The sequence below is a fragment of the Mycobacterium nebraskense genome, assembly GCF_002102255.1.
GTDB lineage: Bacteria > Actinomycetota > Actinomycetes > Mycobacteriales > Mycobacteriaceae > Mycobacterium > Mycobacterium nebraskense.
In genome coordinates this window covers 46,000-65,603 of the sequence record NZ_LQPH01000066.1, presented here as the reverse complement: position 1 = coordinate 65,603, position 19,604 = coordinate 46,000, and the positions used below count along the sequence as shown (strand labels likewise).

15 protein-coding genes and 1 pseudogene are annotated in these 19,604 nt (G+C 69.0%); 12 read left to right on the top strand and 4 right to left on the bottom strand.

Going from position 1 to position 19,604, the window contains the following annotated elements; all coding sequences use genetic code 11:
• Window positions 1-166: 166 nt before the first annotated feature.
• The 3 genes and pseudogenes from AWC17_RS06665 to AWC17_RS06655 all read left to right on the top strand — a co-directional run bounded on the left by AWC17_RS06665 (window position 167) and on the right by AWC17_RS06655 (window position 4,814).
• A pseudogene (locus tag AWC17_RS06665) lies at window positions 167-1,262 on the top strand (hypothetical protein).
• Window positions 1,259-2,836, top strand: a complete 1,578-nt coding sequence (locus AWC17_RS06660; protein ID WP_046186675.1) for a hypothetical protein — start codon at window positions 1,259-1,261, stop codon at window positions 2,834-2,836. The pseudogene AWC17_RS06665 and the gene AWC17_RS06660 overlap by 4 nt, the downstream one beginning before the upstream one ends.
• Window positions 2,837-2,984: 148 nt before the next feature.
• Window positions 2,985-4,814 carry a phosphoenolpyruvate carboxykinase (GTP) gene (locus tag AWC17_RS06655; protein WP_046186674.1) on the top strand — a complete coding sequence of 610 codons (1,830 nt, stop codon included), beginning with the start codon at window positions 2,985-2,987 and terminating at the stop codon, window positions 4,812-4,814.
• 16 nt (window positions 4,815-4,830) lie between these two features.
• On the opposite strand, the gene AWC17_RS06650 is transcribed toward AWC17_RS06655, so the two are convergent.
• On the bottom strand, window positions 4,831-5,931 hold the full coding sequence (locus tag AWC17_RS06650; protein ID WP_047323189.1) for a GGDEF domain-containing protein: 1,101 nt from the start codon (window positions 5,929-5,931) through the stop codon (window positions 4,831-4,833).
• A gap of 196 nt (window positions 5,932-6,127) precedes the next feature.
• Between AWC17_RS06650 and fadD4 the strand changes: the two genes are divergently transcribed.
• Together fadD4 and AWC17_RS06640 are read left to right on the top strand one after the other, a co-directional pair.
• Window positions 6,128-7,645 carry a fatty-acid--CoA ligase FadD4 gene (gene fadD4, locus AWC17_RS06645; protein ID WP_046186016.1) on the top strand — a complete coding sequence of 506 codons (1,518 nt, stop codon included), beginning with the start codon at window positions 6,128-6,130 and terminating at the stop codon, window positions 7,643-7,645.
• Between the two features lie 3 nt (window positions 7,646-7,648).
• Window positions 7,649-8,596: an enoyl-CoA hydratase/isomerase family protein gene (locus tag AWC17_RS06640; RefSeq protein WP_046186017.1), complete on the top strand. Its 948-nt coding sequence runs from the start codon at window positions 7,649-7,651 to the stop codon at window positions 8,594-8,596.
• 7 nt (window positions 8,597-8,603) lie between these two features.
• Here AWC17_RS06640 and AWC17_RS06635 read toward each other — a convergent pair whose 3' ends face one another.
• Window positions 8,604-9,026, bottom strand: coding sequence for a CD225/dispanin family protein (locus tag AWC17_RS06635; RefSeq protein WP_046186018.1), 423 nt, complete (start codon window positions 9,024-9,026; stop codon window positions 8,604-8,606).
• Between the two features lie 117 nt (window positions 9,027-9,143).
• Complete coding sequence (locus AWC17_RS06630) at window positions 9,144-10,289, bottom strand: acyl-CoA dehydrogenase family protein (protein WP_046186019.1); 1,146 nt, start codon at window positions 10,287-10,289, stop codon at window positions 9,144-9,146.
• A gap of 57 nt (window positions 10,290-10,346) precedes the next feature.
• Between AWC17_RS06630 and AWC17_RS06625 the strand changes: the two genes are divergently transcribed.
• The 3 genes from AWC17_RS06625 to AWC17_RS06615 are packed head-to-tail and all read left to right on the top strand — an operon-like array spanning window position 10,347 to window position 13,879.
• Window positions 10,347-11,372, top strand: coding sequence for a MaoC family dehydratase (locus AWC17_RS06625; RefSeq protein ID WP_046186020.1), 1,026 nt, complete (start codon window positions 10,347-10,349; stop codon window positions 11,370-11,372).
• 18 nt (window positions 11,373-11,390) lie between these two features.
• Complete coding sequence (locus tag AWC17_RS06620; protein WP_082147594.1) at window positions 11,391-12,581, top strand: CoA transferase; 1,191 nt, start codon at window positions 11,391-11,393, stop codon at window positions 12,579-12,581.
• Window positions 12,575-13,879 carry an amidohydrolase family protein gene (locus AWC17_RS06615; protein WP_046184629.1) on the top strand — a complete coding sequence of 435 codons (1,305 nt, stop codon included), beginning with the start codon at window positions 12,575-12,577 and terminating at the stop codon, window positions 13,877-13,879. The genes AWC17_RS06620 and AWC17_RS06615 overlap by 7 nt, the downstream gene beginning before the upstream one ends.
• A gap of 7 nt (window positions 13,880-13,886) precedes the next feature.
• Here AWC17_RS06615 and AWC17_RS06610 read toward each other — a convergent pair whose 3' ends face one another.
• Window positions 13,887-14,786, bottom strand: a complete 900-nt coding sequence (locus tag AWC17_RS06610; RefSeq protein WP_046184634.1) for an alpha/beta hydrolase — start codon at window positions 14,784-14,786, stop codon at window positions 13,887-13,889.
• Between the two features lie 331 nt (window positions 14,787-15,117).
• Here AWC17_RS06610 and AWC17_RS06605 point away from each other — a divergent pair, with 331 nt between their 5' ends.
• From AWC17_RS06605 to AWC17_RS06590, 4 genes are all read left to right on the top strand, one after another.
• Complete coding sequence (locus AWC17_RS06605; RefSeq protein WP_046184628.1) at window positions 15,118-15,786, top strand: class I SAM-dependent methyltransferase; 669 nt, start codon at window positions 15,118-15,120, stop codon at window positions 15,784-15,786.
• A gap of 188 nt (window positions 15,787-15,974) precedes the next feature.
• The gene (locus tag AWC17_RS06600; protein ID WP_046184627.1) at window positions 15,975-17,156 is read left to right on the top strand and encodes an alpha/beta hydrolase; all 1,182 of its coding nucleotides are present in this window, start codon (window positions 15,975-15,977) and stop codon (window positions 17,154-17,156) included.
• A 44-nt stretch (window positions 17,157-17,200) separates the two neighbouring features.
• Complete coding sequence (locus AWC17_RS06595) at window positions 17,201-18,610, top strand: WS/DGAT/MGAT family O-acyltransferase (RefSeq protein WP_046184626.1); 1,410 nt, start codon at window positions 17,201-17,203, stop codon at window positions 18,608-18,610.
• 120 nt (window positions 18,611-18,730) lie between these two features.
• Window positions 18,731-19,516 carry a crotonase/enoyl-CoA hydratase family protein gene (locus tag AWC17_RS06590; protein WP_141224525.1) on the top strand — a complete coding sequence of 262 codons (786 nt, stop codon included), beginning with the start codon at window positions 18,731-18,733 and terminating at the stop codon, window positions 19,514-19,516.
• Window positions 19,517-19,604: the final 88 nt, after the last annotated feature.

Genomic DNA, 19,604 nt, shown 5'->3' with positions numbered 1-19,604 from the left:
GGTGATGTAGCCGCCCCTGGTCCAGATTGATACCCAACAGTTGCCTTGAGCTGGTAACAGTCAAACGGTGGCTCGCATCAAAGTGACGCAAGTGCCACCATTCGGTGGGACCCGATCGGCCCCCGGGTCGGATCCTTCGAGCGGAACGGGACCGAACGGGGAGGGTATGAGGGGACAAGGACATCAATAATTTCGCCGACGAGCTGGCGCGTTTTGCCGCCGGCCACGCCGACCCGCGCGTGACGGCCATCGCAGAGCGAACGGCCGCACCGCTTCGCGTGCTGGTTCGCGGACGTCGCGGAGTGGGTCGCGGCACGGTGGCCCGCGCGCTGGACCGCGCCGGAGTCGCCGCGGGCATCTCGGTCACAACCGCCGACGCGCGTGATGCCGACGTCGTCGTGTACGTGGTCACCGAGGTGGTCAAGCCGGAAGACATCGACGCGATCGCCGCCGCCGGACGCCCGGTGTTGGCGGTGCTGAACAAGGCGGACCTGGCCGGGTCACTCTCCCGCGGCGACGGGCCGATCGCTGCGGCGCGAACGCGTTGCGCGGAGCTTGCCGCCCTGGTGGGCGCGCCCATGGTTCCGATGACGGGCCTGCTCGCGGTCGCCGCGCTCGACGACCTGGACGCCCCGGTGTGGGCGGCGCTGCAGACGCTGGCCGCGCATCCCGGGGCGGCCGCCGCCCTCGACGGCTCGTTCGCCGGGTTCATGGCGGCGGACAACCCCGTGCCGGCCGACGTGCGGCTGCGGTTGCTGGACACCCTGGACCTGTTCGGCATCGCGCTCGGCGTCGCCGCGGTCCGGCAGGGCAGGACGGCGGCGCAAGTGCGCACCCTGCTGCGCCGGACGAGCGGCGTCGACGCCGTGCTGTCCCGCATCTCGATGGCCGGTGCCGAGGTGCGCTACCAGCGGGTGCTGGACGCCGTCACGGAGTTGGAGGCGCTGGCCGTCGGATCGGACGAACCTGCAGAGACGATCAGCGGATTCCTGTCCCGCGACGCAACGGTGGTCGCACGGATGGGGGCGGCGGTCGACCTGGCCGAGGCGGCCGGGCTGGACCCGGACAATTCTGGACCCGCTGATTGGGACCGCGACCCGTCCGCGCACCTGCCGCGCGCGGTGCGGTGGCAGCGCTACAGCCGCGCGTCGGTGAGCGACCTGCACCGCGCCTGCGGCGCGGACATTGCCCGGGGATCGATGCGGCTGTGGTCGCAGGCCTGCGGGTCGCTGCCCGGGGGGCCGCTGGGGGACCGGCGGTGAGCGGCGAGCAGCACGACGATCCGGCCGCTCAAGTCGACGCGCTGGTGGCGGGCATCGGGCCGGAGCTGGATGTCCCGGCCGTCCACCGCTGTGACGTGGTGCTGGTGACCGGACCGTGGATGGCCGGGGTGAGCGCGGTGGCCGCGGCGCTGCGTGAACGGCTCCCGGAGCACAAGTTCGTCGAGTCGGCGGAGCTGGCACCCGGCGAGGTTCCGATGGCCGTGGTCTTCGTCGTCTCCGCGGCGGCCCATCTCACCGAGTCCGACTGCGCGCTGCTGGACGCCGCGGCCGCGCACACCGATGTGGTGGTCGGTGTGGTGTCCAAGATCGACGTCCATCGCGCCTGGCGCGACGTCCTCGTCGCCAACCGCGAGACGCTGGCCGCGCACGCGGCGCGCTATGGCGGCGTGCCCTGGGTGGGCGCGGCCGCGTTGCCCGACCTCGGTGAGCCGGACGTCGACGAGTTGGTGGAGACCCTCGCGAAGCGGCTGGCCGACCCCGAACTCGCGCGCCGAAACAGGCTACGGGCCTGGGAGTTTCGGCTCAAGACCGTCGCGCAGCGGATCGACCGCGATGCCGACGGCGCCGGGCGGCGGGCGCGGGTCGACGCGTTGCGCGACGAGCGCAGCACGGCCCTGCGGCAGCGGCGCGAGGCGAAAACCGAGCGCACCATCACGCTGCGCGGTCAGATCCAGCAGGCGCGGGTCCAGCTGTCCCACTTCGCGCGCAACCGTTGCTCCTCGGTGCGCAGCGAACTACAGGAAGACGCCGCGGGACTGTCCCGGCGCAACGTGCCCGGTTTCGAGGCGCACACGCGTGGCCGGCTGGACGAGGTGGTCGCCGAAGTGAACGAAGGCACCGCCACCCACCTCGCGGAGGTTGCGCAGGTGGTGGGGGTGTCGACGACCCTGCCTGCCCTCGAGACGCTGCCGACGGTCGACGTCCCGCCTCCCCCGCTGAAATCGCGGCGGCACGAAACCTGGCTGATGATGCTGCTGGGTGCCGGGTTCGGCCTGGGCGTTGCGCTGACGCTGAGCCGGCTGATGAGCGGGCTGGCCGCCCGGCTCAGCCCCGCGCTGTCCGTCGCCGCGGCGCTGACCTGCGTGGCGATCGGGCTGGCGGTCACCCTGCTGGTGATCAACATCCGCAGCCTGCTGCGCGACCGGGCGTTGCTGGACCGCTGGGCGGGCGACGTGACCTCCACGCTGCGGTCGGTGGCGGAGGAGTTGGTCGCCACCCGCGTTCTGGTGGCCGAGTCGGTGCTGACCAAGGCGGTCCTGGCTCAGGACGAGGTCGAGAACGCCGAGGTGAGCGAGCAGGTCAGCGCCATCGACCGCGAGCTGCGCGCGCACGCGATGGCCGCGTCCCGGGCCACCGCCGAACGGGACCGGGAGATGCCGACGGTGCTGACGGCCCTGGACGCCGTGCGTGCAGAACTGGGTGAATCGGGTATATATCCACCCGACGATTCCGCTTCGGACCTGAAAAAGGACGGGGAAACCGAAGCAACCGAAAAACCGGCTTCGAGGAGCGGGGATGACGATTCTGCGGGATCTTCTGAATCGTTGTTGTGAGAAGGCTTATACCTGCCCGAGACTTCCCCGACAAGGTGCTCACGATAACCTGTAGTTAACGCCACCATGCCAACCGTTGTGTGGGCGACCGCATACGCGATAGGCGCTAAAGAGAAGCCCGAGACGCAGAAGAATTCAGGAGACTTCGATGACCTCAGCGACCATTCCCGGTTTGGATACTGCACCCACGAAGCATCAGGGGCTGTTGTCGTGGGTACAGGAGGTCGCCGAGCTGACCCAGCCGGAGCGGGTGGTTTTCGCTGATGGCTCCGACGAGGAGTGGCAGCGGCTGACGGATCAGCTCGTCGAGGCGGGCACGTTCACGCGGCTGAACCCCAAGGAGTACCCGAACTCCTTCCTGGCGTTGTCCGACCCGTCTGACGTCGCGCGGGTGGAGTCGCGGACCTTCATCTGTTCCGAGCGGGAGATCGACGCCGGGCCGACGAACAACTGGATGGAACCCGCCGAGATGCGGTCGGCCCTGACGGACCTGTACCGCGGCTGCATGCGCGGCCGCACCATGTATGTGGTGCCGTTCTGCATGGGCCCGCTCGGCGCCGACGACCCCAAACTGGGCGTGGAGATCACCGACTCCGAATACGTCGTCGTCTCGATGAAGGTGATGACGCGGATGGGCAAGGCCGCTCTGGAGAAGATCGGCGACGACGGCTTCTTCGTCAAGGCGCTGCACTCCGTCGGGGCTCCGCTCGAGCCCGGCCAACAAGACGTGCCGTGGCCGTGTAGTGACACCAAATACATCACCCACTTCCCGGAAACCCGCGAGATCATGAGCTACGGCTCGGGCTACGGCGGCAACGCCCTGTTGGGCAAGAAGTGCTACTCGCTGCGCATCGCGTCGGCGATGGCCCACGACGAGGGCTGGCTCGCCGAGCACATGCTGATCCTGAAGCTGATCTCCCCGGAGAACAAGGCGTACTACTTCGCCGCGGCGTTCCCGTCGGCGTGCGGCAAGACCAACCTCGCCATGCTGCAACCGACCATCGAAGGCTGGCGCGCCGAAACGCTGGGTGACGACATCGCGTGGATGCGGTTCGGCAAGGACGGCCGGCTGTACGCGGTCAACCCCGAGTTCGGTTTCTTCGGGGTGGCGCCGGGCACCAACTGGAAGTCCAACCCCAACGCCATGCGGACCATCGCCGCGGGCAACACCGTCTTCACCAACGTCGCGCTCACCGACGACGACGAGGTGTGGTGGGAGGGCCTGGAGGGCGAACCGGATCACCTGATCGACTGGAAGGGCCAGGACTGGTACATCCGCGAGACGGAAACCAAAGCCGCGCACCCGAATTCGCGATACTGCACGCCGATGTCGCAGTGCCCCATACTGGCGCCGGAGTGGGACGACCCGCAGGGCGTGCCGATCTCGGGCATCCTGTTCGGCGCGCGCCGCAAGACCACGGTGCCGCTGGTGACCCAGGCCCGCGACTGGCAGCACGGCGTGTTCATGGGGGCCACCATGGGCAGCGAGCAGACCGCCGCCGCCGAGGGCAAGGTCGGCACCGTGCGCCGCGACCCGATGGCCATGCTGCCGTTCCTGGGCTACCACGTCGGCGACTACTTCCAGCACTGGCTCGACCTGGGCAAGAACTCCGACGAGTCCAAGCTGCCCAAGGTTTTCTTCGTCAACTGGTTCCGCCGCGGTGAAGAGGGTCAGTTCCTCTGGCCGGGCTTCGGTGAGAACAGCCGCGTGCTGAAGTGGATCGTCGACCGCATCGAGCACCGGGCCGGCGGCCAGGACACCGCGATCGGCATTGTGCCGACCCCCGAGGATTTGGACCTGGACGGGCTCGACGTCGGTGCCGAGGATGTTTCGAAGGCTCTGGTGGTCGATGCCGACGAGTGGCGCAAGGAATTGCCGCTGATCGAGGAGTGGTTCGAGTTCGTCGGCGACAAGCTGCCCACCGGCGTCAAGGACGAGTTCGAGGCGCTCAAGCAGCGGCTGGCCGACGCCGACTAGGTCGGGCTAGCCGCCGTCACCCCGCACGTCGCGAATCGGGGCTTGCCTTCTTCTCCGCGTACATCAGCTCGTCGGCGCGCGCCAGCAACTCGTCCACGGTGGCGTGCTCGGCGACGGGCGCCTGCACCAGGCCGACGCTGGCGGCAAGCCGGTAGGGCCGGTCGCTGGCCTCGTTGAAGGCGCGGAACGCCGCGGCGAGCCGCTCCTTGACCGCCGCCGTGCCACTGGCATTCTCGGTGATCATGACGCAGAATTCGTCGCCGCCGAGGCGGGCGACGATGTCGGACTCGCGCCGCACGCCGCGCAGCACCTGGGCGACGTCTTTGATCAGGGCGTCGCCGACATCGTGCCCCTGCTCGTCGTTGACCCGTTTGAGCCCGTCGACATCGAGGAAGGCCAGCACGCAGTTGTGGCCGAGGTGATGCGCCCCGCGTAGCTTCTGCTCGGCCAGCAGGTAGAAGCCGCGACGATTGTTGAGCCCGGTCAGTTCGTCGGTGACGGAGAGCCGACTGATCTCCTCGTTGGCGCTTTCCAACTCGGCGGTGCGATCGCGCACCCGCTGTTCGAGTTCGGAGTAGACCTGGACGTTCTCCATCGCGATCGACGTCGAATCGGCCAAGGCCTGCAGCAGGCGCACTTCCTGGTCGGATGGCGGATGCCGGTGGGCCCAGTAGTTGCCGATCGCCCCGATCGGGTCGAGCTTGCGGATCGGGACCATCACCAGGCTCTTGACGAACGTCGCGCGGTAAATGCCTTGGGGGATACGCGAATCCCGGTAGATGTCCGGGATTATCGCCGCCTCGCGGTTGAGCATCGCCCAACCGCTGATGCAGGCCTCGATGGGGAAGCGGCTGCCCTTCCACAGCGGGGCGATCGCGTCTTCGTCGGCGTAATAGCACTTGTCGTCGTCGCGCAGCACGAACGTGGCGCCGTCACAGCCGGTGAGCTCGCGCGCCGCGGACCGGACGATGCGCTGGATTTCGGCCAGGCTGCGCGCCAACGACAATTCCTGGACAGCCTCGAGGAGGCGCTCCATGCCGTCGACATAGTCGTAGACGCCCAATCGGTCGGTTGCGGAGCAGCAAGGCGCAGGCACGGAGAGGCGCTCGGCGTTCATGCGCACCTCCGGACGAGACTGGCCGCCGGCGTTCAAAGCCGGCGTCGTTAAGGCACGGTACCGTACACCGGTCGGCAACGCACCGGCACCGATTCGATCGATCATGCCCGGTGCTCAACCGCGCGGTCGCCGTGCTCGCCAGGGTTGACCACGACCACTTGACACCCGTCAAGTTTTTCGGCGGTACAGTCTGCGCATGCAGATTCGTGAGTATCTCGGCGCCGGTAAGCCCGCCGTCATTCTTCACCCGTCCGGCACGGTCATCACCTTCGATGAGCTGGAGGCGCGGGCCAACCGGCTGGCGCACTATTTCCGGCGGGCCGGCCTGGCCGAGGGCGACGCCGTCGCGATCCTCATGGAGAACAACGAACACATGCACGCGGTCATGTGGGCGGCGCGTCGCAGCGGTCTGTACTACGTGCCGATCAACACCCACCTCACCGCGGCCGAGGCGGCCTACATCGTCGACAACAGCGCCGCCAAGGCGATCATCGGGTCGGCGGCGTTGCGCAAGACCTGCGAGAACCTGGCCGAGCACTTGCCGGGCGGCTTGCCCGAGCTGCTGATGATCGCCGACGACGATCTCGAGGGCTGGCAGCGCTACCCGCAATGTGTTGCCGACCAACCCGATACGCCGATCGACGACGAACGGGAAGGCGACCTGCTGCAGTATTCGTCGGGCACCACCGGCCGGCCCAAGGGCATCAAACGCGAATTGCCGCACGTGCCGCCGGCCGAGGCGCCCGGCATGATGTCGGCGCTGGTCAGCTTCTGGATGAACCCGGATTCGATCTATCTGAGCCCGGCGCCGCTGTATCACACCGCGCCGTCGGTGTGGTCGATGAGCGCGCAGGCCGGCGGGGTCACCACGGTGGTGTTGGAGAAATTCGATCCCGAAGGCTGCCTCGATGCCATCCAGCGCCACCGCGTCACGCACGGCCAGTTCGTCCCGGCCATGTTCACCCGGATGCTGAAACTGCCTGAGGCGGTGCGTAATTCGTATGACCTGTCCAGCCTTCAGTGGGTGATGCACGCGGCGGCGCCGTGCCCGGTGGAGATCAAGCAGCAGATGATGGACTGGTGGGGGCCGATCATCGACGAGTACTACGCCTCCTCCGAGGCGATCGGCTCGACGCTGATCAGCGCCGAGGAGTGGCTGGCGCATCCGGGCTCGGTCGGCAAGCCGATGGCGTGCGAGATCCACATCCTGGACGAGAACGGTAACGAGTTGCCGCCGGGACAGGCCGGCGAAATCTACTTCGCGGGTGGCTATTCCTTCGAGTACCTCAACGATGCGGCGAAGACGGCGGCGTCCCGGGACACCCACGGCTGGGTGACCGTCGGCGACGTCGGCTATGTGGACGAAGAGGGTTACCTCTACCTGACCGACAGGCGCCACCACATGATCATCTCGGGCGGGGTGAACATCTACCCGCAGGAAACCGAGAACCTTCTGGTCACCCACCCGAAGGTGCTGGACGCGGCCGTGTTCGGGGTTCCCGACGACGAGATGGGGCAGCGCGTGCTGGCGGCCGTGCAGACCGTCGAGGAGGCCGACGCCACCGACGAGTTCGCCGACGAGCTGCTGGCGTGGCTGCGAGATCGGTTGGCGCACTATAAGTGTCCGCGATCGATCGCGTTCGAGGCGCAGCTTCCGCGCACCGACACCGGCAAGCTCTACAAGAACGGACTGATCGAGAAATACTCGGTTTGATCCATGCTCCGGGTAGTGGACCTGTCCAGACCGCCGGATGCCGGCCCCGCGTCACCGCCGGGCGTGATCGTGGCACACGGCTGTGCCGCTGACCTCGCTCGTTCCGAATCCTGGCTCGAGACAGCGACTTTCACCCTGACCGAGGACCGCTGCGACGATCGCCGGGTCGTCACCGTCGATTCGGTGCCCGACGCGCTCGCCGAGCTGACGGCCCGCTGCCACCGGTGGCCGCACGCCAGCAGCATCTGTGACGACGTGTTGCGCGGGGTGGACCCGGGCGGCCCGGCGCTGCCCGCGGTGGTGGCCGAGTCGCTGGCCTACTCGACTTTGCAGGCCGGCCCCGAGTTCGCGCGCTGGCTGACCGAACGCGGTCCGGCCCCGCTGCCCGACATCACCGACCCGGTGCGGGCCGAGCGCGACGGCGACACGCTGCGCATCGCGTTCAACCGACCGCAGCGCCACAACGCGTTTTCCACCGACGCCAGGGCCGCGCTGCTGGAGGCGCTGACCGTCGCGCAACTGGACCCGTCGGTGACCGGGATCGTGTTGAGCGGCAACGGACCGTCGTTCTGTAGCGGCGGAGACCTTGCCGAATTCGGCACCTTCGCCGATCCGGCGAGCGCGCACCTGGCCCGCACCCGGCACAGCCCCGCCCTGGTGATCGACGCGCTCACCGCCCGTCTTGGCCGCGCCTGCAAGGCGGACGTGCACGGCCGCGTGCTGGGCAGCGGGCTGGAGATGGCGGCGTTCTGCGGATGGGTGGTCGCATGCGACGATTCGGTGTTCGGGCTACCCGAACTGCAGCTGGGGCTGATCCCCGGTGCCGGCGGGACGCTCAGTGTCACCCGCCGGATCGGCCGGTGGCGCACCGCCTATCTCGTGCTGTCCGGCCGCACCATCGACGCGCAGACCGCGTTGGCCTGGGGCCTGGTCGACGCGACTTACACCTAAAGCGTTGTCAGAAGCCCGAATACGTGGTGCTCGTGGTCGACGGTAGGTTCGAGACGGCGATCACGCCGATGGCGACGTACAGGATCACCATGATCACCGCGAACACTGCGCCGACGATGGCGCCGATGATGGCCCACTTCTTGGCGCTGTCGGCGGCCGCCTGGGCCTCGGCGTACCGCCCTTGGGACCACAGTCCGGACACCTTGGTGGAGTACACGATCGACACGATTCCGATCGGCAGACAGCACAGCACGGTGCACAGGATGGCCCAGACGAGGTAGTTCTCCGGCTCCGGCTGGCCTTGCCAGCCCGGTTGCGGCGCCTGCCATCCCGGCTGCTGGCCCGGCCAACCCGGCTGCTGGCCCTGCCAAGGCGGCGGCTGACCCTGCCATTCCGGGGAGCCTTCGTACGGCCCTTGGGGATAACTCATGGCAGCCGACTTTCTTTCGTTGCAGTAACTTTTGCTCCCGCACCGCTTTGCTGGTGGCAGAAGTCAGGCAAGGATACAGCACGCCCCGGCGCCAAGCCCGCACATTCGGACGCGCGCTCAGATGCCGCCCCGCGCGACGAGCTGCGCGGCGATCACGTTGCGCTGAATCTCGTTGGTGCCTTCGCCGACGATCATCAGGGGCGCGTCACGGAAGTAGCGTTCCACGTCGTATTCGCACGAGTAGCCGTAGCCGCCGTGAATCCGCACGGCGTTCAGGGCGATTTCCATCGCCACTTCGGAGGCGAACAGTTTGGCCATGCCGGCTTCCATGTCGCAGCGTTCGCCGCTGTCGTAGCGTTCGGCGGCATAGCGGGTGAGCTGACGGGCGGCGGTCAGTTTGGTCGCCATGTCCGCCAGGTAGTTGCCGACCGACTGATGCTTCCAGATCGGCCGGCCGAAGCTTTCCCGTTGCTGCGCATAGGCCAGCGCGTCCTCGAGCGCCGCCGTGCCCACGCCCAGTGCCCGGGCGGCCACCTGGATGCGGCCCGTCTCGAGCCCCGTCATCATTTGCGAAAAGCCTTCGCCCATCCGGGCGCCCAGCACCGCCGACTCGGGTGCCGAGAAGTCGTCGAAGGACAGCTCGCAGGACTCGACGCCCTTGTAGCCCAGCTTGGGCAGGTCCCGCGACACCGTCAGGCCGGGCCCGTGCTGGACCAGCACGATCGAGATGCCCCGGTGGCGCGGCGCGGCATTCGGATCGGTCTTGCACAGCAGGGCGATCAGCCCGGACCGCCGCGCATTGCTGATCCACGTCTTGGCACCGTTGATCCGCAATCCGCCGGAACCGTCCGGTAGCGCCGTCGTCGTCATGTTCTGCAGGTCCGAGCCGCCGCCCGGTTCCGTCAGCGCCATGGTGGCCCGCAGCTCGCCGGTCGCCATCGCCGGCAGGTAGCCGCGCTTCTGTTCGTCGGTCCCGAACAGCGTCAGGAGCTTGGCCACCACGGTGTGCCCGCCCATCGCGCCGGCCAGGCTCATCCAGCCGCGGGCCAGCTCCTCGGTGACCCGCACGTAGCACGGCATGGACACCGGCGATCCGCCGTATTCCTCGGGAATGGCCAGGCCGTAGATGCCGATCCGCTTCATCTGCTCGATCCACGCCTCGGGATAGGTATTGGCGTGCTCGACCTCGCGGACGGTCGGCTTGACGTCGCGGTCGATGAACGCCCGCACCGTGGCGACCAGCATCTCTTCTTCGTCATTCACCTGCGAACACCCTCCAGCGTTGACCCCCGATTCCACAGCCTGCCAGCATGTGGCGTTGTGACTAGTGACGGGTATGCGCGGATCCGTGCCGGCGGGCCGTACTTCGACGATCTCTCGATCGGTCAGGTCTTCGACTGGGCGCCGGCGACGACGCTGTCCTCGGGATTGGCCGCCGCCCACCAGGCGATCGTGGGCGATCGGCTGCGGCTGGCGCTGGACGCCGTTCTGAGCACCGCCGTGACCGGTGTGCCGGGACCGCTGGCGCACCCGGCGCTGGTATGCGACGTGGCGATCGGGCAGTCGACGCTGGTAACCCAGCGGGTCAAGGCCAATTTGTTCTACCGCGGCCTCGTGTTCCACCGGTTCCCCGTCGTTGGCGACACCGTCTACACCCGCACCGAAGTGGTCGGGCTGCAGGCCAATTCGCTCAAGCCGGGTAGGGCGCCGACGGGGATGGCGGCGCTGCGGATGACCACCATCGACCAGGCCGATCGGCTGGTCCTCGACTTCTACCGGTGCGCGATGCTGCCGGCCAGCCCGGACTGGCAGCCCGCTCAAGCGGACTCAGCGGCGCCGCACGACGACCTGTCCACCGTCGGCGTCGACGTGCCCGGCCCGGCCCACGACCCGACCGCGCACTGGGACGGCGGGGTGTTCCGGGACAAGGTGCCCGGTCCGCATTTCGACCCCGGCCTGGCCGGCGCGGTGCTGCACAGCACCGGTGACGTCGTCAGCAGCGCGCCCGAGCTCGCCCGCCTCACCCTGAATATTGCTGCCACGCATCATGATTCGCGGTTCGGCGGGCAAAGGCTGGTGTATGGCGGGCATACCATCGGGCTGGCCCTCGCACAGGCGAGCAGGATGCTGCCCAATCTGGTGACGGTGCTGGGCTGGAAGTCCTGCGATCACACCGGTCCCGTCCACGAGGGTGACACGTTGTACAGCGAGCTGCGCGTCGAGTCCGCCGAGCCGACCGACCACGGGGGCGTCTTGGGGCTGCGGTCGCTGGTCTACGCCGTCAGCCCGGCGGGCGGCCCGGACCGCGCGGTGCTGGACTGGCGATTCAGCGCGCTGCAGTTCTAACGGTGCGCCACGAGCACAATGGGGGGCGTGAGCTCGGCTACGTCGATGTGGGGGAGTAGCGGGCTGGCCTACCTGACCGGCCTGCCGGACGGGCCGCCCGACTTCTCCCGCGCGAACGTGCTGGCCCACGCCCAGGGGTTGGCCGCGGCCGTCGCCGAGGGCTTGGGCACCACCATCGACGCCGCCGGCCTGTTGGCCGGGCGGGCCGCATTGCTGGGCCTGACCCGCCGCGGCCGGGTGTCCGCCGGTGGCGCCACCCGGTTGCTGGCCGCCGCCGACGGCTGGTGCGCGATCACGCTGTCGCGCCCCGAGGACGCCGCGGCCGTCCCCGCGCTGGTGCAGGCCGATGACGTGGCCGGCGACCCCTGGCCGACGTTGCAGCGCTGGGCCGCAACGCAACCACGCTCCGCGATGATCGAACGCGCGACCCTACTCGACATTCCTGCGGCGTGCCTGGGCGAAGCCACGGCCACAGCGCCGCGAATACGGCCCCGGGGCGTCCGCGGGCCGGCGCGCGACGTCGCCGGCCTACTGGTCGCCGACCTGTCCTCCATGTGGGCGGGCCCGCTGTGTGGACAGCTGCTGGCCCGCGCCGGAGCGACCGTCGTCAAAGTCGAGAGCCCGGGCCGCCCGGATGGCACCCGAGGGGGCAACCGGGGTTTCTTCGACTGGATGAACGGTCAAAAGCTCTCGTACTGTGTCGATTTCGAAGCTCAAGCCGACGAGTTGCGCGAGCTGCTCGCTGTCGCCGACGTCGTGATCGAGGGGTCGCGCCCCGCGGCGCTGACGCGGCGAAGGCTCGGCCCGGACGACGTCGAGCCGGGTGAGGGACGAATCTGGTTGCGCATCAAAGGGTATGCCGACGGCAGGCCGGCGTTCGGCGACGACGCCGCGGTGGCAGGCGGCCTCGTCGGCGTCGCGGCCGATGGGCCGGTGTTCTGCGGCGATGCCATCGCCGACCCCCTGACCGGGCTGGAGGCGACCCGGGTGGTGGCCGAATCGCTGGGCCGCGGTGGCGGCGAGCTGATCGAGGTTTCGATGGCCGCCGTCGCCGCCGGTTATGCGGCGCTGCCGACGCAGGCGTCGGTCGCGAACCGGCCCGCGCCGCCCCCGCCGCCCCCGGCGACGGGCCGGCCGGCGGCAGCGCTGGGTGCCGACAACGAGGCGGTGCGCCGCATGGTGACCGAACGGGGTTGTTTGCCATGCTGATTCGGGGCGCGACGCTGCTGGACGGCACCACCACCGATATCCGGGTCGGCGAGCGGATCGACGCGATGGGCGATGGCCTGGTCGCCGAGCGCGGCGAGGGCGTGCTGTATGCCGGCGGGGGAACCGTCCTGCCGGGCCTGCACGACCACCACGTGCACGTGCGGTCGGCGGCCTCCGCGCTGGATTCGTTCCTCGTCGGGCCACCCGGGGTCAGCACCAAAACCGAACTGCAACAACTGCTCTCGAATGCGACGCCCGGCCCCGACGGGTGGATTCGCGCCGTCGGGTACCACGAGTCGGTCGCCGGCGACCTGGACCGGACCGCCCTCGACGCCATGGTCCGCACCGTCCCGGTGCGTATCCAGCACCGCAGCGGTGCGCTGTGGATCCTCAACTCCGAGGCGCTGGGCCGGGTCGGGCTGGCCGAACATCCCGACGGCCGCCTGCGCAGCGCGGACCACGGCTGGTCGGACCTGCTGCAGCAGCGCGAAAGCGACCTCGCGGAATTGAGCCGGCGAATCACCGCGACCGGCGTCACCGGCGTCACCGACGCCACCCCCGACCTCGACGCCGATGACCTGGTGTCGCTGGTGGTGGCGCACCGGCGCGGCGAGTTTCGGCCACGGCCGACTTTCCTGTCCCCGGGCAAGAAGATCCTGCACGACGACCGCCTCGACCTGGACGCCCTGACGGACTGGATCGCCGGCCACCACGACGCGGACCGGCCGGTGGCCGTGCACTGCGTGACCGCGGCCCAACTCGTGGTCACCATCGCCGCCCTGCGGGCGGCCGGCAGCCATCCGCAGGACCGCATCGAACACGCCGCCGTCGTGCCCGACGACAACCTGGCCGACCTGGCCGACCTCCGGGTCACGGTGGTGACGCAGCCCAACTTCGTCGCCGAGCGCGGCGATCACTACCTCGCCGATGTCCCGAGCGACGAGCACGGTCACCTGTGGCGGGTCGCCTCCCTACTCAAGGCCACGGTGCCGGTGGCGCTCTCCACCGACATGCCGTTCGGCCACGGCGACCCCTGGACGGCGATGCGCGCCGCCGTCTACCGCACCACCCCCAGCGGCACCGTCCTCAACGCCAACGAATGTGTCTCCGCCCGAGCGGCTTTGACGATGTTCCTGGGGCGGTCGGACCGGCCCGGCCGGGCTCGGGCCGTTGCGGTCGGAGAGCCGGCGGACCTCTGTGTGCTCAGCGAGCCGCCGGCGACGGCGCTGGCCGAGCTGGACGCCGGCATGGTGGCGGCCACCATCATCGGCGGCGAGCTCGTTTACTTCGCGATGTGAACGGCGATCACGGCGCGATGGCGAGCGCGGCGCGCAAAATGCCGCACTGGTTGTCGAAAAACCGCTGCGACACTTGCGCTTTGGGCACGATGAGGTCGAAGCCGTGGAAGGCGCCCGGAACGGTCTCGACCTGGCACGGCACCCCGGCGGCCGTGAGGCGCTCGGCGTAGGCCAGGTCCTCGTCGTGGAACAAGTCGTGCGTGCCGACACCGATCCAGGCCGGCGGCAGCCCGCTCAGGTCTTCGCGCCGCCCCGGCACGGCGACCTGCGGGTCGGCGCCGCGGAGGTACGCCGCCCAGCCGAACTGATTGCTGCGGTTGTCCCACAGCCGATAGTTCGAATTGTGGGCGGTGGCCGAGCTGCGGTCGTCGAGCATCGGATAGGTCAGCAGCTGAAACGCGGGGCTCACCTCGGCCCGGTCGCGGGCCAGCAGGGCCAGGGCCGCGGCCAGGCCACCGCCGGCGCTCGCGCCGCCGATGGCCACCCGGTAGCGGTCCACGGACGGCAATCCGGCCAGCCAGGTCAACGCCGAATAGCAGTCTTCCAGCGGCGCGGGATACGGATGTTCGGGCGCCAGGCGATATTCCACCGACGCGACCGTGATGCCCAGCCGCCGGCTGAACCCGCTGCAGAGCCGGTCGTCCTGCTGGGCGGTGCCGATCACGTATCCGCCCCCGTGGATCCACAGCAGCGCGGGGGTGGGTTCGGCCACGCCGACTGGCCGGAACAGCCGAACACCGGCCCCCGAAGCAAGGGTGATCACCTCGACATCGCGGACGGGCTTACCCAGGCGCCCTCGCAATGCCATCCCCACCCGCATGATCGGCAGGGTCCGGGGACCGACGAGTCGGCGCGGCGCGAAACGGGCGATCCGTTGCAGGTCAGGGTGAACATCGGTGTTCGGCACCGCATCAGTATCACCGACGCGGAACACCGGGGGCCCTGGTATCAGTGATATGCGGCGGCTCAGACATCGGGTGGCAACGTGGCCGGCACCAACTGATCAGTGAGAACCCATGTGGGAAGGGACTTCTGCCGAAGCGGATCGCCAGTGAACCATTCCGCCCCCGGGCGCGTACTCCAAAGGCGTTGGATTAGCTGTTCAAAGATCGGGGTATCGGTGGAATGCTGGCGAGCGCGGCACGCGTCAGCGTGCACGCTGTTGCTTTCGTCGTCGCAACGTCCCTTACCGGGACCGAGCTTGGGGCGCCCGGTCGGGCAGGACGCGAGGGACGTGAATGCTGGGGCATCTTTATGATCGCGCACTCGGCGGCGAGCGATGTTGGATTCGCCACGATGACGGCGAGCTGCGGCCGCTGCCGGCGCACCGCTGGTTGGGCGTGCGATGTCCCGAGGACGTCTGTCCCGGTGATGGATCTGGCGGCGCCTTCGACGAAGACTTCGACGAAGCCGTCACGCAGATGTGCACCGGGCCGACGATCGAGTTGGGGTGCGGGCCGGGCCGGTTGGTGGCCCGGCTGATTCAGCGGGGGATACCGGCCCTGGGCATCGATCGCTCCGTGGCCGCGATCCGGTTGGCGGGCCGCGGCGGCGCGCCGGTCCTGCTGGGCGATGTGTTCGACCCGCTGCCCGCGATGGGTCATTGGCAGACGGTATTGCTGGTCGACGGCAACGTCGGCCTCGGCGGAGACCCGTGCCGCATCCTGGCTCGGGCCGCCGAGTTGCTGGCTCGGGGCGGGCGGTGCGTGGCCGAGTTCGACGCCGAGAACATCGGCATTCGTTCGCGCTGGGTCCGCCTGGAGTCCGCGTGCGAGGTCGGACCCTGGTTCCGCTGGGCATCGGTCGGTGTGGACAGTGCCGCCGCGCTCGCCGCGCACGTGGGTCTGACGCTGACCGGTGTTCGCCTGATCGGCGGCAGGGTGATCGCGTGCCTGGCGGCGCTGTGAGCGTGTCGTGACCGGCCGTTTTTCACCCGAATAGCAAACCCTGCCGCTGCGTAGAGCAGGACGGATCCTCGCGGGGCAATCGCGGGTCGGATGTCATTTCGATGTCGGAGGTCGCTTCGACGCAAACGTCAGTTTCGGGCGTGGGACCGGGGGTACGCTGCCCTCACACGACGGCAAGGAGGCCGACTATGACATCGTGCGCGAAATGGTTGCTGCGGGCGCATCCCGGCGACTATGCGCTCGCCTTGAGCGTCGCGGGTGCTTCGCTGCCGGTGGTCGGTAAGCACCTCGAGCCGCTGGGCGGCCTCACCGCGATGGGCATATGGGGTGCCCGGCACGCCCCCGACTTCTTCTCCGGGATGACCAAACCTCGGCAGCCGTCGCCCGCCGACGAGACCCCTCGCCGGGACCGGGAGAGCATCCAGGACGTCTCCGTCGCGGCCCTGCGGGGGATCGTGGCGGCCGCAGACCTCGAACTGGGGTGGCCCGCGGCGCTACGGACGCCGCCGATTTGGGACGCGATGCGTCAGCGCCGCTACCTCCACCGTCGCGCCGTCCACTACGGGGACCACCGCGCGCAAGTGCTCGACGTCTGGCGCCGCAAGGATCTGCCCGCGCAACCCGCGCCGGTGCTGATCTTCGTCCCGGGCGGGGCCTGGGTGCACGGCAAGGCCATGGGTCAGGGCTCCGCCCTGATGTCCCGGCTGGCCGAGCAGGGCTGGGTGTGCCTGGCGATCGACTACCGCGTCGCCCCGCATCACCGCTGGCCGCGGCACATCATCGACGTCAAGACCGCCATCGCCTGGGCGCGCGCCAACGTCGACAAGTTCGGCGGTGACCGCGATTTCGTCGCGGTGGCGGGTTGTTCGGCCGGCGGCCACCTGTCCGCACTGGCCGGGCTGACCCCCGACGATGCCCAGTACCACGCAAACCTGCCCGAGGGCGCCAACACCTCGGTGGACGCGGTGGTCGGCATCTACGGTCGCTACGACTGGGAGGACCGCTCGACTCCGGAGCGGGACCGGTTCGTCGACTTCTTGGAGCGCGTGGTGGTCAAGCGACGGATCGCCCGCCACCCCGAGGTGTTCCGCGACGCGTCGCCGATGGCGCGCGTGCACCGAAATGCGCCGCCGTTCTTGGTGATTCACGGCAGCAAGGACAGCGTCATCCCCGTCGAGCAGGCGCGCAGCTTCGTCGACCGGATGCGGGCGGTCTCGCATTCGATGGTCGGCTATCTGGAGTTGCCCGGCGCGGGCCACGGGTACGACCTCATCGACGGGGAGCGGGCGGGCGCGGCGGCGCACGCGACTTCGCTGTTCCTCAACCAGGTTTATCGCACCAAGACCAACGCGACCAAAGAGGTTATCTGAGCTGCCGCTGCTGAGTATGGTCCCTTTATGGGTATGGGGCAGCGGTGAAACGGCTGAGCGGGTGGGATGCGGTCTTGCTCTACAGCGAGACGCCGAATGTGCACATGCACACCATCAAAGCCGCTGTGATCGAACTCGATTCCGATCGGCATGACTTCGACATCGACGCGTTCCGCGAAGTCATCCGTGGCCGCCTGAACAAGCTCGAGCCGTTCTGCTACCAGCTGGTCGAGATCCCGTTCAAGCTGCACCATCCGATGTGGCGGGAAAACTGCGAGCTCGACCTCGAGTACCACATCCGCCCGTGGCGGCTGCCCGCACCGGGCGGCCGGCGCGAGTTGGACGAGGCCATCGGGCGCATCGCCAGCACGCCGTTGGACCGCACCCACCCGCTGTGGGAGATGTACTTCATCGAGGGCCTGGCGAACCACCGGATCGCGGTGGTGGGCAAGATCCACCACGCGCTCGCCGACGGCGTCGCCTCGGCGAACCTGATGGCCCGCGGCATGGACCTGCAGCCCGGGCCCGACGGCGGCCCGTACGTGTGCGACCCGGCGCCCACCACCCGGCAGCTGATGGGTTCGGCGTTCGCCGATCACCTGCGCCACGTCGGGCGGATCCCCGCGACGATCCGCTACACCGCCCAGGGGCTGGGCCGGGTCCGCCGCAGCTCACGCAAGCTGTCACCGGAGTTGAGCCGGCCATTCGAGCCGCCTCCGACTTTCATGAACCACAAGATCACGCCCGAGCGCAGGTTCGCCACCGCCACCCTGGCGCTGGCCGACGTCAAGGAGACCGGCAAGCGGCTGGGGGCGACGATCAACGACATGGTGCTCGCCATGTCGGCGGGAGCGCTCCGGACGTTGCTCCTGCGCTACGACGGCCAGGCCGAGCCCCTGCTGGCGTCGGTGCCGATGAGTTTCGACTTCTCGCCCGAGCGGATCTCCGGCAATCGCTTCACCGGCGTGCTGGTGGGCCTGCCGACCGATTCCGACGATCCGCTGGAGCGGGTGCGGTGCAGCCACGAGAACGCCATCGCCGCCAAGGAAAGCAACCAGCTGATGGGACCGGAGCTGGTCAGCCGCTGGGCGGCCTACATGCCACCCGCGCCCACCCAGGCCTTCTTCCGGTGGGCGTCCGGCCGTGACGGGCACAACGGGCTCCTCAACCTGAACATCTCCAACGTTCCCGGACCTCGCGAGCGCGGCCGGGTCGGCGGGGCGCTGGTCACCGAGATCTATTCGGTGGGCCCGCTGACGGCCGGCAGCGGCCTCAACATCACCGTGTGGAGTTACGTCGATCAGCTCAACATCTCGGTGCTGTCCGACGGCGCCACGCTCAAGGACCCGCATGAGGTGACCGAGGCCATGGTCGCCGACTTCATCGAAATACGCAGGGCCGCAGGTCTTTCCGAAGAGCTGACCGTCGTCGAAGCCGCGATGGCGCCGGCCTGAGAGGCGTCGCCCGGTCACCAACCACGTCCTGCGGAAACGGGAATCTCGGGGGAAGTTAACGCCATTTCCGCCGACCGCTACCATCTTCTCCGATAGCAGCCACCCCTATCCGAAGGAGCTGTGCGGCACGTGAGCGAAGAAGCCAACGAACCCGAAGTCCTGGTTGAACAACGGGATCGGATCCTGATCATCACGATCAACCGGCCCAAGGCCAAGAACGCGGTCAACGCCGCGGTGGCCAACGGACTGGCCGAGGCCGTCGACCGGCTCGACGGCGACCCGGGTCTTTCGGTGGGCATCCTCACCGGCGCCGGCGGATCGTTCTGCGCGGGCATGGACCTCAAGGCCTTCGCGCGCGGCGAACTCCCCATCGTCGAAGGCCGCGGCATGGGCTTCACCGAGCGTCCACCCGTCAAGCCGCTGATCGCGGCGGTCGAGGGCTACGCCCTGGCCGGCGGCACCGAGCTCGCCTTGGCCACCGACCTGATCGTCGCGTCCAGGGAGTCGGCTTTCGGCATCCCGGAGGTCAAGCGCGGGCTGGTCGCCGGTGGCGGTGGCCTGCTGCGGCTGCCGCAGCGCATCCCGTCCGCGATAGCCATGGAGCTCGCGCTCACCGGTGACAACCTGCCGGCCGAGCGCGCGCACGAGCTGGGGCTGGTCAACGTGTTGGCCGAGCCGGGCAAGGCGCTCGACGAGGCGATCGCGCTGGCCGAGAAGATCGCCGCCAACGGCCCGCTCGCGGTGGCCGCCACCAAGCGCATCATCGTCGAGTCCCGCGGCTGGAGCCCTGACACCATGTTCGCCGAGCAGAACACCATCCTGGCTCCGGTGTTCGGGTCCAACGACGCCAAAGAGGGTGCGATCGCCTTCGCCGAGAAGCGCCCCCCGCGCTGGACGGGCAGCTGAGTGCGCGGCCCAGTCTCCGGCCTCCGGGTGATCTAAACTACAGTCAGGCATGACACTTTTGGTCAGCTTTGTAACGTGTTGATACCCG

Bases quoted from the DNA above. Each gene is read 5' to 3' on its own strand.
- AWC17_RS06605 (WP_046184628.1), top strand. From the start codon at position 15,118: ATGCTGGGGCATCTTTATGATCGCGCACTCGGCGGCGAGCGATGTTGG.
- AWC17_RS06650 (WP_047323189.1), bottom strand. From the start codon at position 5,931: ATGAACGCCGAGCGCCTCTCCGTGCCTGCGCCTTGCTGCTCCGCAACC.
- AWC17_RS06640 (WP_046186017.1), top strand. From the start codon at position 7,649: ATGCTCCGGGTAGTGGACCTGTCCAGACCGCCGGATGCCGGCCCCGCG.
- AWC17_RS06615 (WP_046184629.1), top strand. From the start codon at position 12,575: ATGCTGATTCGGGGCGCGACGCTGCTGGACGGCACCACCACCGATATC.
- AWC17_RS06600 (WP_046184627.1), top strand. From the start codon at position 15,975: ATGACATCGTGCGCGAAATGGTTGCTGCGGGCGCATCCCGGCGACTAT.
- AWC17_RS06655 (WP_046186674.1), top strand. From the start codon at position 2,985: ATGACCTCAGCGACCATTCCCGGTTTGGATACTGCACCCACGAAGCAT.
- AWC17_RS06620 (WP_082147594.1), top strand. From the start codon at position 11,391: ATGGGGGGCGTGAGCTCGGCTACGTCGATGTGGGGGAGTAGCGGGCTG.
- AWC17_RS06635 (WP_046186018.1), bottom strand. From the start codon at position 9,026: ATGAGTTATCCCCAAGGGCCGTACGAAGGCTCCCCGGAATGGCAGGGT.
- fadD4 (WP_046186016.1), top strand. From the start codon at position 6,128: ATGCAGATTCGTGAGTATCTCGGCGCCGGTAAGCCCGCCGTCATTCTT.